The sequence below is a fragment of the Kitasatospora sp. NPDC050463 genome (assembly GCF_040655255.1).
GTDB lineage: Bacteria > Actinomycetota > Actinomycetes > Streptomycetales > Streptomycetaceae > Kitasatospora.
Genome location: NZ_JBFAJO010000003.1, coordinates 150,528 through 165,934, shown reverse-complemented (window position 1 = coordinate 165,934; position 15,407 = coordinate 150,528). Strand labels below are relative to the sequence as shown.

Below are 15,407 nucleotides of genomic sequence, written 5' to 3'. Positions count from 1 at the left end.
AAACTTGATGCGTAGTTGAGGCGCAGGTGATGCAAAGGGCGCTCTGGCCTGCATCTCTTCGGGCGTCAGGAAACTTGGGATGTTTGCCTATGGCTGTACGGAAGCGGTCAGCGCTCGCAGCGCGGCGGGCGGCGGCGGGCTACACGCAGGAGAGCTTCGCTGCTGCGATGTGCCTGGACCGCACCACCGTGGGCCGGTGGGAGCTAGGTAAGAGCGAGCCGCAGACCTGGCAGCGGCCGAAGTTGACGGAGGTGCTCGGTGTAACCCCTGGTCAACTGGACGAGATCCTGAGGCAGACCCAGGAGCAGGCGGAGAGGTCTGCTGGTTCTGCAACGGATGATCCGGTCGGGAAGCTGGCGCCGCGTCCCTCGGCGCCCACTGAGGCGACCGGTGTGCGGCTCGACATCGGGGCTCCCCAGATCAGCGACTGGGCCGCCGTCTACGCGACGCCACCTGCCGATCTGCAGGAACGGAGGCTGTGGGTCACCGACGAGGAAGTGGGTGTCGCCGCAGGCATGCTCGCGATGTTCCGCCAACTCGATCACACTCACGGTGCCCGGTCGTTCGCGCCCCAGGTCAGGTCCTACATCGCCGGTGAACTCGACTCACTGCTCGCCCGTCCCGCAGCCGACGAGCGGGTCGCGCGCCATCGCGCCCGGGTTACCGTCGGCTTCCTCGAACTCGCCGGCTACCAGGCCGTCGACACAGGGAGCCCGGCGCAGGCGCAGGCGTACTACCAGCGGGCACTGGCATTGACCACAGCCACGAACGACCAGGCGTACGGCGCCTACCTGGTGGCCGTGAACCTGGGCCACCTCGCCTTGCACTGTGACGAGCCACAGACAGCTCTGCGGTGGGCGTCCTCGGCTCACGCTGCGGCAGGCACTGCAACGAGCCCCGCGACCAGGTCGGCCATCACCGCAGTGGTCGCGCGCGCGAACGCCCGACTGGGCCGGGAGAGCGAGGCTACCAAGCTGATCCTGCAAGCCGAGGAGCTGCTCGGCACGGCGAATCCGCAGGAAGAACCCGACTGGATCCGCTACTTCACGCCCGCCTACCTGGCGGACGAGGTGGCGCACTGCTGGCACGACCTCGGCCGCGCCCCGGCCGCAAGGACCCAGCTGGCGGAGGCGCTCGACGGCGTCGGCCGGGACAAGGTCCGCCGCCTCGCCATCGACGCCGCGCTTCTCGCCTCCACCTGGCTCCGCACCGGTGACCTCGATCAGGCGTGCGCGACCGGCCTGGACGCCGTGGCGTACGCGGCCAGGACAGGCTCGGGACGGTGCGTGGAGCGCGTGGCCGGCGTCCTCGCCGAACTCGACGCCCACGCCGGTTACGCCCCTGTCCAGGATCTCCGCGAGTACACCCGGGCAGTCCTGCCGGAGGCACACCGGCTCGCGCTCACGATGGCCCGCGGTGCATGATCCGCCGGTAGAACGCGATCTCCGCCTGGAGGGACTGCTCGCGTGACACAGGGTCCGAGAGGTAGTGGTCGCCGCCTTCGAGGAGGAGGCGCTGGTGTGCGCTGCTGGACCCGGCGAGCTGGTCGGCGAGCCGCATGGCGTCCTCGGCGGAGGTGATGGTGTCGGCCGATCCGTGGATCAGCAGGACAGGGATCTTCACGCGCTCGGGCCGTACCGCACCGGCGGGCCCCGCCAGGACGGCGGCGTGCGGGCGCTGGAACGGGGGCACCGACCGCTCCCACCGAGCGGGGTCGATGATGGCGGACGTCGCTGTCGCCCCGGAGAAAGGTCCAGGCCGGCAGGCCGCCTGGAGCGCGGTGTAGCCGCCGGCGCTGGCGCCGCTGATGAACACCGCATCGGCCGTCGCCACCCCGGCCTTGACGAGGTGCTCGGCGACGGTCGCGCAGTCCTCGACGTCGTAGTCACCCCAGTGGCCGTGCAGGGACTGCCGGAACGCGCGGCCCTGGCCTGTGCTGCCCCGGTACAGGACCTCGGCGACCGAGAACCCGTGGCTGACGAAGAACTGGGTGGTCCAGTCGAGACGCAGCGGGACGTCGTCGGTCGGCCCGGGATGGGCTCGGACGAGCAGTGGTCCCGGCTGCCGGTCGTGGGAGCGGTGTAGCAGATACCGCAGCGCGCCGTGCTCGGAAGTCACTGTCTCCACGGATGGCGGCAGCACGGCCCAGGGTGCGGGCTGGTGGCCTTCCCCGCCGACCGGGCGGGCGCCGCCGGGCGCGGAGGTGAGGTCGGCGGCCCAGACGGACGGCGGCCGGCTCGGGGTCGACCCGATCACGGCCGCGGTTTCACCGGAGATGGCCACGTAGGGCTTGATGGACGTGAGGTTCGAGGCGAGCCGACGCCTTACCGTGCCGTCGACCAGCAGCAGCTCGCTGCGGATGCCGTCGCTCGTGGTCAGGACGATTCCGCCGGACGAGGTGAAGCCGTACGACTGGTAGCCGCCCTCCCACGGCGCTGGCGCGCAGTCCGCGTCGACCTGCGCGATGGCCTCGACGACACCGTCGCGGAAGCGGTGAAGATTCAACCAGCCCGTGCGGTCGGACATGAAGTAGAGCGAGCCGCCCGGACCCCACAACGGCTGCACCACCGACTCGGTGGGGCTGCCCGCCACCACGGTGGCCAGACTCGACCGGCCTGGCCGGGCATCGGCCAGCAGGAGCCGGGAGCCGTCCCATGGCATTTCGTCGCGATTCCACTCCAGGTAGGCGAGGACACCTCCTTCGAGTCGCGGCGCGGCCAGGAATCCGGACGACCGGACCAGCACGCGGACATCCCCGGACCGGGAGACGGAGACGATCTCGTCGGCGGCCTCTCCGCCGCGGACCGCCAGAAGGAGGCTATCGGCGGCGAGGGCGAGCTCCCCGAACTGGACATCCCTTCCGCCGACAGCGACTCGTACCGGGGGCCCGTCCGCGCCGAGACCGAAGACGGATCGACCGTCGTCGCCGACGAACCACACCGTGTCCGGGCCGACCACGAAGGTGCCGCCGCCGTAGGCGTGGAGCTGACCGCCGACCGAGACCTGCGGTGAGGTTACGGCGCGGCCCGGTCCGGTGGAGCTCGACCGCATGATCCGGCGCACGCCGCCGTGGTTCGGATCGGACTGCAACCACCAGAGAGAGCCTTGCGCGAACCGGAGCTCATCGAACGCCACGAGTTTCTGAGCCACCCACGCGGGCGAAAGCCCGATGCTGCCCTTGATGGTCATGCGGTCCTCCCGGCCGTCGCTGCCCGCCCCGCCGTAGGCTATCCGCCCGCCGGATGGCACGACCCACATGCGCAAGCCACTGCAGCCCCGGGCGAATCCCGGGGCTGATCTTCGGCGGTTGAGCGCACTCTGCGGGCAGGATTTCGGCCAGGTCAGGCGGTCTGAGCCTTCGGTGCGTAGCGCAGGACGACGACATCCCCGAGGGTCTGGACGCCGAGCAACATCATCCGGTGGGTGCTGCCGCCGGGGTAGTCGGCGGGGTGGAGGAAGCGCGGTGCGGCAGCGTCACCGACGAGCAGCGGGGCGATGGCGAGGTGGATCTCGTCCACCAGCCCCTGGGAGAGGAACTGGGTGTGGATCTGCCCGCCGCCCTCGACCATGAGGCGTTCGACGCCGCGGGCGGCGAGATCGTCGAGGAGCGCACTGAAGTCGACGGTGGGGCCGGTGCTGACGACGTCGGCCAGGCCGTCGAGCGTTTCGCGCAGCTTCGGCGCGGAGGCGTCGGTGGTGTAGACGACTTTCTTGTCGCCGAAGTGCCAGAACTTCAGGTCGCGGCTCAGGTCCCCACTGGCGGAGATGGTGACCTTGAGCGGGTACTCGGGCTTGCCGGCGGTTACCCGATCGGCGCGGCGCTTCTCACTGTTCACGAGCAGGCGGGGGTTGTCGCGGCGGAGGGTGTTGCCGCCGATGAGGATGGCGTCGGAGGCAGCGCGGACCTGGTCGACTCGATCGAAGTCCTCGGTGTTCGACAGCAGGAGACGCTCGGGCGAGGTGTCGTCGATGTGGCCGTCGACGGAGGTGGCAACACTCAGAAGGACGAAGGGGCGGGAGGGCATCGGCGGTCCGTTCTCTCAGCGAGCGGGAGCGGTCAGTGTTGATCACACTTCATGGAGCAGGTGGTTGTCGAGTGCCTGCCGGAACCGGGCCACCTCGGGTACGTGCCCCCACTTTCGCATCCGCCCGTCGAGGCTGGCCAGTTCGCTGAAGATCCGGGAGGACCCGGTGCTCGCGGCGATCGACAACGCCGCGTGCGCGGTTGTGGCTGCTTGCTCCGGGCCTTGTGCGGCCAGCTGAGAGATGGTCAAGCGGGCAAGATAGACGCCGCGGTCTCGGCGGTAGTTGGCCGGCAGGGAACGGATCGCCCGTTCGAACCCGAGCACTGCCTCGTGATGGCGGCCGAGCAGCGACAACGAGCGTGCGCGCTGAGCCTCGATGTACGCCGCGTCCAGCCATCGACCTCGGCCGTCGGGAGCCTCGGGCGGCCGTGCGAGCAGGGCCAGCGCCTGGTCGAAGGTGCGTTGGGAGGTCAACTCGTCGCCGAGAAGCGCGTGGCCGTGGGCGCCGTAGACCGCTCCCATGGCACTCAAGCGGCTCCCGGGCCGTGCCAGACGTTGCGCGTAGGCCGCGAGGTCGATGGCTTCGATCGAATCCAGCATGTCACCGGCGAGTTGGGCCTTCCTGGCCGTGATGTAGGCGGCAAGGTCCCGGTCTCCGCAGGCGTTCGCCCAGTCGACGGCACGGTCCGCCCAGTACTGGGCGGCGCGGTGGTCGCCGCTGTCCTGATACAGCCAGCTGCAGAACTCGGCGTATTCGGCCTGTACTTGAAGCAGACTCTGCCGGTCCTGGCCCGAAGCCTCACGGCGAAGATGCTGGATGAGGCGCACGTGCTCCTGAGCCGTCGTGACGACTTCGCGGGGTCCGAGCATGTTGTCGCACTCGACCAGAGACCTGCGGAGCGACCTCATGCTCTCGACCGGGTGGACGTCCGTGGACAGGACGGGCGGGAGTGCCTGGACCTCGGGCACCGCGAGACCGGACAAGAGCGTGACGCCAGCGGCGGCGGTGACGCCGCGAAGAAGGGCCCGACGCGGCATGCTCACGAAGATGATCCTCCCATCCGAGGTACGGCAGCCGACCCGGATGCTGCCGTCCATGAGCGCCATGGTCGCGGCACCAACTGCCGTAGTGGTCACACCACCTTCAAGGTCGGGCTTGTCCGGAGCCTGCCGCTGGACCCACTGTCTGCCGTCGTCAGGCAGCGATGCTTCTCGCGCGGTCGCCGGCCCATCGGCCTGGGCGGCTGGCTCGGGAGGACCCAGGAGCACGGCGAGGTCATTGTGACTGGTGCTCAGCAACGTAGAGAGCTTCGGTATCTGCCACGGGCGAGGGAGGCCAGTGCCGCGCTCCCACCTGCCTACCGTCGTCCGGTCGACTCCCATTGCAGCTGCCAGGGTCTCCTGGGTGTAACCCGCGCTCGCTCGCAACGCGATGAATCGCTCTCGTCGTGCACCCATCACCCACCCCCCAAGATCTACTGGAAGATCCGCCGACGCTCGAAGCTGCCAGGCCAGCCGCCGGTTTGCCTCACGAATGCATCATCGATGCATCAATTCTGCTCTGTTCAGAAGCCGTTCGCAGCGATTCCCTTGGTCTCGCCGGACAGACCGGCGGGCACCAGAGAGAAGGAAGGTCAACGGCATGGAGATCACCACGCCCGCTGTTCCTGAGGACGACGGGGGCGGCCTCGTGGTCGCCGCCCGCAGCATCCGCGCGGCGCGTTCGCGGGCCGACGTGCCGTCCGACAACACCGGTGGCCGTTCCGACCAGAACGACACCTGAGAGACCGCCCACGATGCATGAGACCGCCTCGTGGGCGGTGCGCCTGGGTGGGGACCAGTTCCTCACCCAGGCGCTCCACCGCTCCTACGCCGTGATCCCCGCAGGGGGTGCCGACACCGCTCCCCTGTTGTCCTGGGACGATCTGAACACCATCCTCGCCACCCACCGCATCGACGCGCCGCGGCTGCGGCTGTCGATGGACGGGCAGACCGTTCCCGTCGGCCGGTACTCGACTCCGGCGACCAACCGGCGTGGGGTGACCTGGAATCGGCTCCACCCCGCGCAGTTCCACGCTCAGCTCGCCGAGGGCGCCTCTCTCGTGGTGGACGCGATCGACGAGATCCACCCGCCGATCCGCACCACCGCCGAAGCGTTGGAGCGCTTCATTCGCACACCCGTGCAGACCAACCTCTACGCTTCCTGGACCGAGAAGGAGGGCTTCGGCCGGCACTGGGACGATCACGACGTAGTCGTGGTCCAGCAGTACGGAGCGAAGCGCTGGCGGCTATGGGAGCCGACCCGGCAAGCCCCGACCTTCCGCGACGTGGATTCCCCAGAGGAACCCGAGGGCGAGCCGGTCGCGGACGTCGTCCTCGAACCGGGCGACGTCTTGTACCTGCCGCGGGGCTGGTGGCACAGCGTCACTGCTGACCAGGGCAGCGAGTCGCTGCACCTCACCTTCGGACTCGTCGCCCAGACCGGCGCCACGCTCCTGGGCTGGCTGGTGGACGAGCTGCACGAGAGCCCCGCCGTGCGGAAGGACGTGCCGCTCCACGCCGGAGCGGACGAGAAGGCCGCCTACCTGACCGATCTGAGGGCTGCGGTGCTCACCGCGCTGTCGGACCCTGACCTGATCGACAGCTGGGCCACGGCCTCTGGCACCACCCACTTCGGCCGACCGGCCCCGTCCTTGCCCTTCGTGGACACCCTCTCCGCGGAGCCGGAGATCAAGGTGCGGATTACCACCCCGCGCGCCGAACTCACCAGCGACCCCACCGCCCAGATTGTCACCCTGTCCGCAGCCGGAACCGCATGGGACTTCTCCGAGCGGGTCGAACCCGCCCTGCAAGCCTTGCTGACCGGAGACCCGATCAGCCTCGGGGAACTCGCCGAAGCTGCCGGCCTGGAGGCCAAGGACGTGGCCAGCGTCCTCACCGTCCTCGTCCAGGGCCAGGCCCTCGCCGTGGTCGGGGTCGGCCGGTGAGCCCGGACCTCGGCCTGGGGACCTACCGGGTGCGCGCCGCCGGCGAAGCGGCGCGCACCGCTCTCACGGCCGGCGCGAAGTGGGTCGACACCGCCCCCAACTACGGCCACGGCCGGGCACACCGCGACCTGGCCCCGGTGCTCGCCGACCACCCGACCGCCAAGGTGACGACGAAGACAGGCTTCTACCCGGACGGCCGCCACAGCATCGCTCCCATCGACGTCCGCACCCAGACCGAGGAATCGCTCGCAGTCCTTGGCCGTGCCGACATCGTCTTCGTCCACAACCCCGAACGGTCCAGCCACGACCGGCAGCAACTGCATCACAACCTCCGCGCCGCGTTCGCCGTGCTGGAGGAGTTCGCGAAGGCCGGCCGTATCGGGGGGTACGGCGTCGCCACCTGGGCCGGCTTCACCAACCAAGCGTTCACCGTCGCCGAACTGATCGCTCTGGCCGGCGAAGCATCCGGGTCGGCGAACCACCACCTCGCTGGCGTCCAGCTGCCGGTCAGCCTCGTCATGGCCGAGCCGATCACCCAGGCCCTCGACGGAGCCGGGCCGCTCGTTCAAGCGCGCGACGCCGGGATCATCACGTTCGCCTCCGCACCCCTGCACGGAGGCGAACTGCCGGACCTGATGACACCCGAACTGGTGAACCTCATCCAGCCCGGATCGACCCCGCACACCGCCGCGTTCCAGCTGATCGGTGGCTGCCCCGCTCTGGACGTCGTCCTCACCTCGACCAGCTCCCTCCAGCACTGGGAGGATGCCCGGGACGCTCTCGCCCAGCCGACCCCCGACGAACGACTCAGGACGGTGCTCGATGTCCTTTCAGCCGGATGACGACACCCGGCACAACCTGACGGCAGCGCATCAGAAGGCCGCCGGATTCCTCGGCCGGGTGTGCACCGGACCGCTGGTCTTCGGCACCTCCGGAACCACTGTCGGCCGCCGGGCCGGGGACGTCTGGCTCCGGGTCTCCAGGGGCAGCCGTCGCAGGGCGCCCCGGCCGACCGGCCAGGGCGCACTCGGCGCTGAACAGTTCCTCCCTGCCTCCGTCCCGCGCCCCCGGCTCCACGAGACCGTGGACTGGACCGCGGCCGGTTGGTTCTACCAGGCCGACGTGTTCGACCTGGTCGGGCCCGCGATCTCCTCGACCCCGGACCTCCGCGGTGACCCAGGCCTGGACGACAGCTGGTGGACCGGGCTGCGGAACGCGCTGGCGGCCATTGCGGAAGCACCGGGCACGAAGATCACGCTGCGCCAGGAGTGGGTCGAAGACGTCTTCCCGAAGTACCTCGGCATCCCAGCCCCGGCCGAAGTCGAGCGGACCACCGGGCACGGTGATCTCCAGTGGGCCAACCTGACGGCCCGGCCGCTCAAGATCCTCGACTGGGAGCGCTGGGGTCTCGTGCCGGTCGGCTACGACCCCGCCGTCCTGTGGGTCAGCAGCCTCCTCGTGCCCCCCGTCGCGGACCGCACCCGCACGGAATTCGCCGACATCCTCGACACCCCGGCCGGACGCGTCGGGCAGCTCATCGCAATTGCGGAGATGCTCCAGGCCGTTGACCGCGGGTACTACCCGGAACTCGCCCCTCTCCTCGCTGACCAGGCACGTGAGCTGACCGGTGTCACCCCACCGCAGGGCACCAACACCGGCCCCGTCCGGTAGACCATGGACCTCCGGCAGGAGCCCGTCGATCACGTCCTGGACCAGGCGGAGCAGCGCCTCGGCACGAAGCTGGACCGGACCAGCGTCGTACGCAAGCGCCGGACGGTCGGAGCCAGCACCGACCGCGGCACCTGGACCCGGGTCGAACGCCGCCCTTGGGCGCGGGCGCGGGAACAGGGCTGGGGCGGATACGAATCCGCAGCGTTGTTGCCCGGCGTAGCGATGCCACGCTGGTACGGGTCGACGACATGGCAGGACCCGGACGACCGGGCGATCTGGCACGTGGACGAGACCTCGGTGCTGCCCGAACTCCCGGTCGGGGCCGCAGTGGTGACCGTCGACCCGGAGCTTCCGGACGATTGGTGGCGCTCGCTGAACGCCTCACTGGCAGCGCTGGCCGTTCACCGAACGGCCCGGGTGGCGGCCCCGGACACCGAACGGATCACGCAGCAGCTGGTCGACAACACAATCAAGGCCGCCTTCCGCGGAGCGCACGACACTCGGGTGAAGCAGTGGTGTCCTGCTCACGCCGACCTGAACTGGGCGAATGTCACCGGTCCTGGTGAGTTCTGCATGTTCGACTGGGAGGACTGGGGAATGGCGCCACGCGGACTCGACTCGGCATCGCTGTACGCCGCCTCCCTCGCCGTACCCGCGCTCGCCGACCGAGTCCGCAGGGAGCGCCGGGCAGACCTTGAGAGCCGCGACGGGATGGTGATGCAGCTGTTCGTGCTGGCGAAGATCGCCGGACCACACGCCAGTCCGAACGACCCGCGAACGGGGCCGGCGCACCGGGAGGCCGCGCGGCTGATCCACGCTCTCCAAGGGGACTGAACGTCACCCTGGCTGCAAGGCGCCAACGTCGGCGAATAGGGAAGGAGAACGCATGGACCCCACCACGCGCCGTCCGGGCGGCCACGACGCCGAGGACATCGCGAGCGCGAAGGAGCGAGGCTGGAGCGATCTGGCACCCATCGACGACGCGTACCAGGCGGGCGAGATCACAACCACCGAATGGCACGCCGCCGTCCTGGGCGTCATCGAACCGGCCTACCTCAACGGCGACAACCCGCGGGCCCAGTCCGGCCACAGCGGTGACGAGGCCCGCTGGCGAGAAGCCCGCAGCCTGCTCGTCGACCTGCTCCCGCCCCACGGTGGGACGTTCCTCGACATCGGATGCGCCAACGGCCACCTGATGGAGAGCCTGACCGACTGGGCGGCCGAGGCCGGAATCATCATCGAGCCATACGGGGTGGAGATCTCCACCGCCCTCGCCGACCTCGCCCGTACCCGCTGCCCGCAGTGGGCGCGTCGAATCTGGACCGCCAACGCGATGGGCTGGAAGCCTCCATGCCGCTTCGACGCCGTTCGCACCGGTGTGGACTACGTGCCGGCGGATCTGCGTGGAACGTACGTAGCCCATCTGCTGGACCATGTCGTTGCCCCGGGCGGCCGATTGATCATCGGCGTCTACAACGAGGAACGAGACCAGTCCACGACGGTGGACCTGCTGCGGTCCTGCGGCTACACCCCGGCCGGTGCCACCACAAGAGACCACCGGCACCCCAAGATCCAGTACAAGGGTCTGTGGCTGGCCAACGCTTGAGTAAGCGCACCGCTGCCGGCGCCGGGGCACGCGCCCTCCAGCGCCCTGATTGGCAGCGTGCTCTTCTCGGCAGGCCGGTGCCGTCGGCGAATAGCCAGACACCGCGCGTAACGCTGGCACGGAGGCCAGAGCCTGGCCTATGTCGGTGTCGAACTCGCTGTCTTCGTGAATGCCAGTTGGGCCTATGGGCGTAACGTCATCGCGCCCTGGTGGCTCGTAGCAATAGGCGGGACGACCAGCATTCACCTCCCTCGGTAGACCCCGATCCGGGTCCCGCCGTCGCTAGCCGTGCGGTGAGACGCGGCTCCGCGCTGCGATCCGCGCGGGAGCCAGGTAACCCCCACCGGATACGTCTCGGGACGTTCCCAGAACGTCCCGAAACGTGGTTGGAAGGCACCCAGTAGACCCGCCAGAATCGGGCGAATTCTCCATTCTGGCGGCGCAAGGTGCTCGCAGCCTGAAGAACAGCGCCCACTTCTGGAACCGGCTCAATTCGCGCAGCTCTCTTCCTGGAACTTATTCCCCTGAAAGGCAGGTGCCCGTGAAGCACGAAGCCAGGCAGACATCCCTGAAGGTGATGGACAACCGGTACTCGCCCGGCATGCGCAAATGGAACCTCCGGTTCGGCATCACGTCCCGCTGCAATATCCGCTGCCAGTACTGCCTGCCGGAAGGGAAGCAGGGAGTCATCGTTCAGCCTTCGTTGGAGGAGGCGATCGAGGTCCTGCAGGCCGGCTACGACATCGGCTTCCGGCGGGTCCACTACACCGGTGGAGAGCCGACCGTGAGGCGCGACTTCGTGGATCTGTTGCGCGCCGGCAAGGAGATCGGCTACGACCAGCAGATCGTCACGACCAACGGCTACCGCCTGCACCACTTCATCGAGGAGGCGGTCGACGCCGGCCTGACCCGGGCGATCGTCAGCATCGACACCCTGGACGAGCAGCGCAATCTGCTGATCACCCGCCGCGGCTTTCACAGTGACACCCTGCGCAGCATCGAGCGTTCGGTCGAGCTGCTGCCGACCCTGACGAAGATCTCGTGCGTGACGATGCGCGACACCCTCCACGAGCTGCCCGCCTTCATCGACTACGCCCGTCAGCTGAACAACAGCGGAGGAGCGGGCCAGCTGGCGATCAAGCTGAACCAGTTCTTCCCCTCGAACCCCGCCCAACTCGGCGCTGAGGGCGAGGCATTCTGGAAGAACCAGTTCGTGGAGGAGCAGGCAATCCTCGAAGCGCTCGCAAAAGCGGGTGAGCTGCGGTCGGTGCGGCGGGAGTCGATCGAGGGCGACAACCCGAGCTACAACTACTACGAGATCGGCGACACCGGGGTGAAGGTCGCGGTGCTCGCGATGTTCTCCTGGGACTACCCGTGCGGCGGCTGCTGGAAGCTGCGGATCAGCCCGAACGGGATGACGACGGTCTGCATCAGCCAGAAGAACCCCCCGGTCCTCTGGGGGATGTCCCTGGACGAGAAGCGTGAGACGTTCAAGCGGCTGACCGGCTACCGCGACAGCGAGCAGTTCGACATCGACAACCCGAACCGCAAGCACTACCGCGACCAGCTCGGCGAGCTGCGGTTCGACAAGGTCGTCGGCGAACAGAAGTCGATCGCGCACTTCCGCACCATCTTGACCCGCGAGGCGCTGGAAGCACGGGGCGAGATGTGACGGGCCTAGAGCGCCTGTGCTTCGGCACCTCGACGTTCGTCGCCGGCCGTCTGCTGCCCGGCAAGGACTCCCGGCCCGGACTGGAAGCGCTGCGTACCGCGCTGAAGGCTGGGGTCCGCACGATCCACTCCAACCCGCACCTCGGCACGCAGTGGGCGGTGCGGGAGGTGCTGGACGAGGTCGGCCCCGTTGCCGGGCTCCGCCACCTGGTCAAGGCGGAGTGCCCGCTGCGGGGGGATCTCGAGGCGCGCATCAATACGGCCATCGAGATGTCCACCGGCCAGCTGGGCATCGCCCGGATCGACGCGGTAGTACTCCAGGTTGACCTCAAGCGCACCGAGCGGGCCGAACTTCTCAACGACCACAAGGCGTTGAGGGATTTCTACCGGCATGGCTCCCGGGTCGCGTTCGCTTCCGGGCGGATCAGCGCGGTCTACGCCTACTGCCACGGCCCGGCCGCGGTCTGTGCCGCGCTTCGCGAGGAGTCGATCACGGCCGTCGCCGCCCAGTACCACCTCGCCTCACCCTGGCCGATTTCCCACCTGGCCCAGATCTCGCAGGCCGGCCGCAGCTTCGTCGGGATGTCGCCGCTCAACCGCGGCGCCCTGATCGACCCGCTCGCCCGCAGCGCCAGCACCAGACTCCGTCCTCTCACATGGGCGCTACGTGATCCGCGCGTGAAGACCATCGCCATCACCATGTCCTCACCGAAGCACGTCAACGAAGTGCTCGACACCGTCCGGAACTCGCAACGCTCAAGGCCCTCCGGTCCCCGCACTGGACTCAAGGAGGCCCTCCTGTGATGGACCTCGCCTTGCCACGAACGGCCCCCGAGAGCCACGTCCAGGCCGACAGCGTGACCCTCGCCTTCAGAGCCCTGCGCCCGTGCATGGGAGGCCGCGAACGGATCGGCAGGCGCTGTTGACTCTCACCCTGGGGCTGAACTTCGGTACCCACGACGCGGCGGCGGCCATCGTTCACAACGGGACGGTGGTCGCCGCCGTCGAAGAGGAGCGCCTGAATAGGATCAAGAACACGAAGGTGTTCCCCGAGCAGGCGATCCGGGCCTGCCTGAACCTGGCCGGCGTCCACCCGCAGGACCTCGACCAAGCAGCGCTGTTCGTCGACCCGAAACTCCACCTTCTCCTGGCGCCGTCGAACCTGCACTACGGCACACCGGCGTCGATTGGCTCGCTGCTGTCCGACCTGGACAAGTACCGTACCCGGCGCAGACTGCCCCACATGGTTCGCCGCAGCGGCCTCTTACCGGGCAACCTGCCGCTCATACCCGTGCCGCACCACCGGGCGCACGCCGCCAGCGCTTACCTGACCTCCCCCTTCGACGACGCCGTGGTCGTCACCCTCGACGGCCGCGGCGAGTACGAGACCGCCGCGATCTACGACGGCACCGGCGGCCGGATGACGAGGCGCCATCACATCGTCTACCCGCACTCGTTCGGATACCTGTACAGCGCCCTGACCCGGTACCTCGGCTTCCGGCCGCAGAGCGACGAGTACAAGGTGATGGGCCTGGCAGCCTACGGAGGCCCCCAGTACTTCGACCGGATCAGGCGCCTCGCCTGGTTCGACCAGCGCACCGGCCGACTGCATCTGAACCTGCGCTACTTCGACCACCACCGCCGGCCCAGCGCCCAGCGCAACCTGTTCAGCCCTGCTCTGGTCGAACTCCTCGGGCCGCCCCGGCGGCCCGAGGACGCGATCACCGATCGGCACCGCGGCATCGCCCGCGCCCTCCAGCACCTCCTGGAGCAGCTGGTCGGCTCCTACCTCGCCTTCGCCCAGCGCCTTGTACCGCGACGATCGCTCTGCCTGGCCGGCGGCGTCGCACTCAACTGCGTCGCCAACGCCACGGTGATCGCCTCGGGTCGGTTCGACCGGATCTTCATCCAGCCCGCAGCAGGCGACGCCGGCACCTCCATCGGCGCGGCGCTGGCCACTGCGGCCAGCCCAGTCCGGCGCCCGCTTCGACACGCCTTCCTCGGCCCCTCCTACGACGAGGAGACCATCCGCTCCGCCCTGAGCGGCATCCCTTCCTACCGGTACCGGGTGCGGCACACGGCCGAGCCGCACCGGGAAGCCGCCCGGCTACTGAGGGAAGAGAAGGTGATCGGCTGGTTCCAGGACCGCATGGAGTTCGGACCGCGGGCGCTGGGAGCCCGCAGCATCCTCGCCTCCCCCCAGCACGCCACGACCGCTTCCCGGATCAACGCCATGATCAAACAACGAGAGGCGTTTCGCCCGTTCGCGCCGGCCGTACTGGCAGAGCACGCCGACGACTTCTTCGCCCTGCCGTCCGCCGGCGCACTCGTCTACCCGTACATGCTCGCCACCGGCACGGTGCACCAGCAACAGCGGGATCGCATTCCAGCCGTGGTCCACGTGGACGGCTCAGCCCGCGTCCAGACCGTACACCGGGACACAAACCCGCTGCTGTGGAATGTCATTGACGCCTACCACGAGCTTTCGGGTCTACCCGTCGTGCTGAACACCTCGTTCAACGGCGCGGACGAGCCGATCGTCTGCACCCCGAGCGATGCGGTCAGCACCTTCCTGCGCTGCGGCCTGGACGCGCTCGTGGCCGGCCCGTACGTCATCGAGGAGACCACCCGTTGAACCACCCCGGCGGCATCATCCCCACCCCCTTACGCATAGCGGTGGAACGAGAGTTCGGCCCAGTCCTCCACTTCGAGGAGCGCCCAGGAGGCCACACCCCCGGCATCAGCGCCGCCCTCACCCTGGCCCACCGACGCGTCTTCCTCAAGGCGATAGCCGTCGGCCACCCGCGGTCGAAGGACCACCAGCTGGAAGCCGGGATCAACTCTGTCCTGCCAACCGGCCTCGGGCCCAGGTTGCTGTGGACCGACACCGTGGACGGCTGGCTCGCCCTCATCTTCGAGCACGTCGACGGGCGCCACCCCGATCTGAGCCCGCGCTCACCGGACATCCCCATGGTCCTGGAGAAGATCACCACGCTGATCGACCTCCTGACCCCGAGCCCGTTCGCCGGTGCCGCTGCGATCAGCGACCACCGTGCCTACCGGACAGCGCCGGCGGAACTTCTTGCCGGTGGCACGTTGCTCCACTGCTCCCCGCGGCCGGACAACCTGATCATCAACAGCGAGGTCCACGTGATCGACTGGGGCTCCAGCCGCCTGGGGGCGGGCTGGTTGGTGACCGCGTTCATGGTGCCGCACTTCATCGTGGCCGGGCACAGCCCCCGCGGCGCCGAGGCACTCGTCGAGACCGTCCCGGCCTTCAACGCGGCGCCGCGCGAGGCCGTCACGACCGTCGCCCGGATCCTGGCGACCTACTGGAGCAGCCGCATCGACCACTACCCGCCCGGTGCGCTGTACGACTACCGCGTCCGGGCCGCCCATGCTGCCAGCCGATGGGCGGATCACCGCGACACGCCGTAGACGGACAGG

At 69.0% G+C, this 15,407-nt stretch carries 14 protein-coding genes and 1 pseudogene; 11 read left to right on the top strand and 4 right to left on the bottom strand.

Annotated features, from left to right (window positions below; genetic code table 11):
- The first annotated feature begins 29 nt into the window (after positions 1-29).
- Complete coding sequence (locus tag AB0J08_RS03590) at positions 30-1,424, top strand: helix-turn-helix transcriptional regulator (RefSeq protein WP_360626206.1); 1,395 nt, start codon at positions 30-32, stop codon at positions 1,422-1,424.
- Here AB0J08_RS03590 and AB0J08_RS03585 read toward each other — a convergent pair.
- The 4 genes and pseudogenes from AB0J08_RS03585 to AB0J08_RS03570 all read right to left on the bottom strand — a co-directional run.
- Complete coding sequence (locus AB0J08_RS03585) at positions 1,402-3,090, bottom strand: prolyl oligopeptidase family serine peptidase (protein ID WP_360626203.1); 1,689 nt, start codon at positions 3,088-3,090, stop codon at positions 1,402-1,404. The two genes, AB0J08_RS03590 and AB0J08_RS03585, sit on opposite strands and share 23 nt — an antisense overlap.
- A gap of 251 nt (positions 3,091-3,341) precedes the next feature.
- On the bottom strand, positions 3,342-4,025 hold the full coding sequence (locus AB0J08_RS03580; RefSeq protein WP_266269140.1) for a dihydrofolate reductase family protein: 684 nt from the start codon (positions 4,023-4,025) through the stop codon (positions 3,342-3,344).
- Positions 4,026-4,067: 42 nt separating this feature from the next.
- Positions 4,068-5,123 carry a DNA-binding protein gene (locus tag AB0J08_RS03575; protein WP_360626415.1) on the bottom strand — a complete coding sequence of 352 codons (1,056 nt, stop codon included), beginning with the start codon at positions 5,121-5,123 and terminating at the stop codon, positions 4,068-4,070.
- A 183-nt stretch (positions 5,124-5,306) separates the two neighbouring features.
- Positions 5,307-5,483: pseudogene (locus AB0J08_RS03570) on the bottom strand (helix-turn-helix transcriptional regulator); the annotation flags it as partial.
- Between the two features lie 184 nt (positions 5,484-5,667).
- On the opposite strand from AB0J08_RS03570, the gene AB0J08_RS03565 reads away from it, so the two are divergent.
- The 10 genes from AB0J08_RS03565 to AB0J08_RS03520 all read left to right on the top strand — a co-directional run bounded on the left by AB0J08_RS03565 (position 5,668) and on the right by AB0J08_RS03520 (position 15,398).
- Positions 5,668-5,808: a hypothetical protein gene (locus AB0J08_RS03565; RefSeq protein ID WP_266269138.1), complete on the top strand. Its 141-nt coding sequence runs from the start codon at positions 5,668-5,670 to the stop codon at positions 5,806-5,808.
- A gap of 13 nt (positions 5,809-5,821) precedes the next feature.
- The gene (locus AB0J08_RS03560; RefSeq protein WP_360626200.1) at positions 5,822-7,012 is read left to right on the top strand and encodes a cupin domain-containing protein; all 1,191 of its coding nucleotides are present in this window, start codon (positions 5,822-5,824) and stop codon (positions 7,010-7,012) included.
- Positions 7,009-7,854, top strand: coding sequence for an aldo/keto reductase (locus tag AB0J08_RS03555; RefSeq protein ID WP_360626197.1), 846 nt, complete (start codon positions 7,009-7,011; stop codon positions 7,852-7,854). Before AB0J08_RS03560 ends, AB0J08_RS03555 begins: the two co-directional genes overlap by 4 nt.
- On the top strand, positions 7,835-8,683 hold the full coding sequence (locus AB0J08_RS03550; protein WP_360626194.1) for a hypothetical protein: 849 nt from the start codon (positions 7,835-7,837) through the stop codon (positions 8,681-8,683). Before AB0J08_RS03555 ends, AB0J08_RS03550 begins: the two co-directional genes overlap by 20 nt.
- Positions 8,684-8,686: 3 nt before the next feature.
- Positions 8,687-9,517 carry a hypothetical protein gene (locus AB0J08_RS03545; protein ID WP_360626191.1) on the top strand — a complete coding sequence of 277 codons (831 nt, stop codon included), beginning with the start codon at positions 8,687-8,689 and terminating at the stop codon, positions 9,515-9,517.
- A gap of 52 nt (positions 9,518-9,569) precedes the next feature.
- Complete coding sequence (locus AB0J08_RS03540; protein ID WP_360626188.1) at positions 9,570-10,289, top strand: class I SAM-dependent methyltransferase; 720 nt, start codon at positions 9,570-9,572, stop codon at positions 10,287-10,289.
- A gap of 541 nt (positions 10,290-10,830) precedes the next feature.
- Positions 10,831-11,961, top strand: coding sequence for a radical SAM protein (locus tag AB0J08_RS03535; RefSeq protein WP_350574711.1), 1,131 nt, complete (start codon positions 10,831-10,833; stop codon positions 11,959-11,961).
- The gene (locus tag AB0J08_RS03530) at positions 11,958-12,764 is read left to right on the top strand and encodes a hypothetical protein (protein WP_350574713.1); all 807 of its coding nucleotides are present in this window, start codon (positions 11,958-11,960) and stop codon (positions 12,762-12,764) included. Before AB0J08_RS03535 ends, AB0J08_RS03530 begins: the two co-directional genes overlap by 4 nt.
- Positions 12,765-12,882: 118 nt before the next feature.
- Complete coding sequence (locus AB0J08_RS03525; protein ID WP_360626185.1) at positions 12,883-14,595, top strand: carbamoyltransferase C-terminal domain-containing protein; 1,713 nt, start codon at positions 12,883-12,885, stop codon at positions 14,593-14,595.
- Positions 14,592-15,398: a hypothetical protein gene (locus AB0J08_RS03520; protein ID WP_327064142.1), complete on the top strand. Its 807-nt coding sequence runs from the start codon at positions 14,592-14,594 to the stop codon at positions 15,396-15,398. Before AB0J08_RS03525 ends, AB0J08_RS03520 begins: the two co-directional genes overlap by 4 nt.
- Positions 15,399-15,407: the final 9 nt, after the last annotated feature.

What these genes read in the sequence shown, in the direction of transcription:
- AB0J08_RS03590 (WP_360626206.1), top strand. Translation starts at nt 30, where the DNA reads ATGCAAAGGGCGCTCTGGCCTGCATCTCTTCGGGCGTCAGGAAACTTG.
- AB0J08_RS03580 (WP_266269140.1), bottom strand. Translation starts at nt 4,025, where the DNA reads ATGCCCTCCCGCCCCTTCGTCCTTCTGAGTGTTGCCACCTCCGTCGAC.
- AB0J08_RS03575 (WP_360626415.1), bottom strand. Translation starts at nt 5,123, where the DNA reads ATGGACGGCAGCATCCGGGTCGGCTGCCGTACCTCGGATGGGAGGATC.
- AB0J08_RS03565 (WP_266269138.1), top strand. Translation starts at nt 5,668, where the DNA reads ATGGAGATCACCACGCCCGCTGTTCCTGAGGACGACGGGGGCGGCCTC.
- AB0J08_RS03560 (WP_360626200.1), top strand. Translation starts at nt 5,822, where the DNA reads ATGCATGAGACCGCCTCGTGGGCGGTGCGCCTGGGTGGGGACCAGTTC.
- AB0J08_RS03550 (WP_360626194.1), top strand. Translation starts at nt 7,835, where the DNA reads ATGTCCTTTCAGCCGGATGACGACACCCGGCACAACCTGACGGCAGCG.
- AB0J08_RS03545 (WP_360626191.1), top strand. Translation starts at nt 8,687, where the DNA reads ATGGACCTCCGGCAGGAGCCCGTCGATCACGTCCTGGACCAGGCGGAG.
- AB0J08_RS03540 (WP_360626188.1), top strand. Translation starts at nt 9,570, where the DNA reads ATGGACCCCACCACGCGCCGTCCGGGCGGCCACGACGCCGAGGACATC.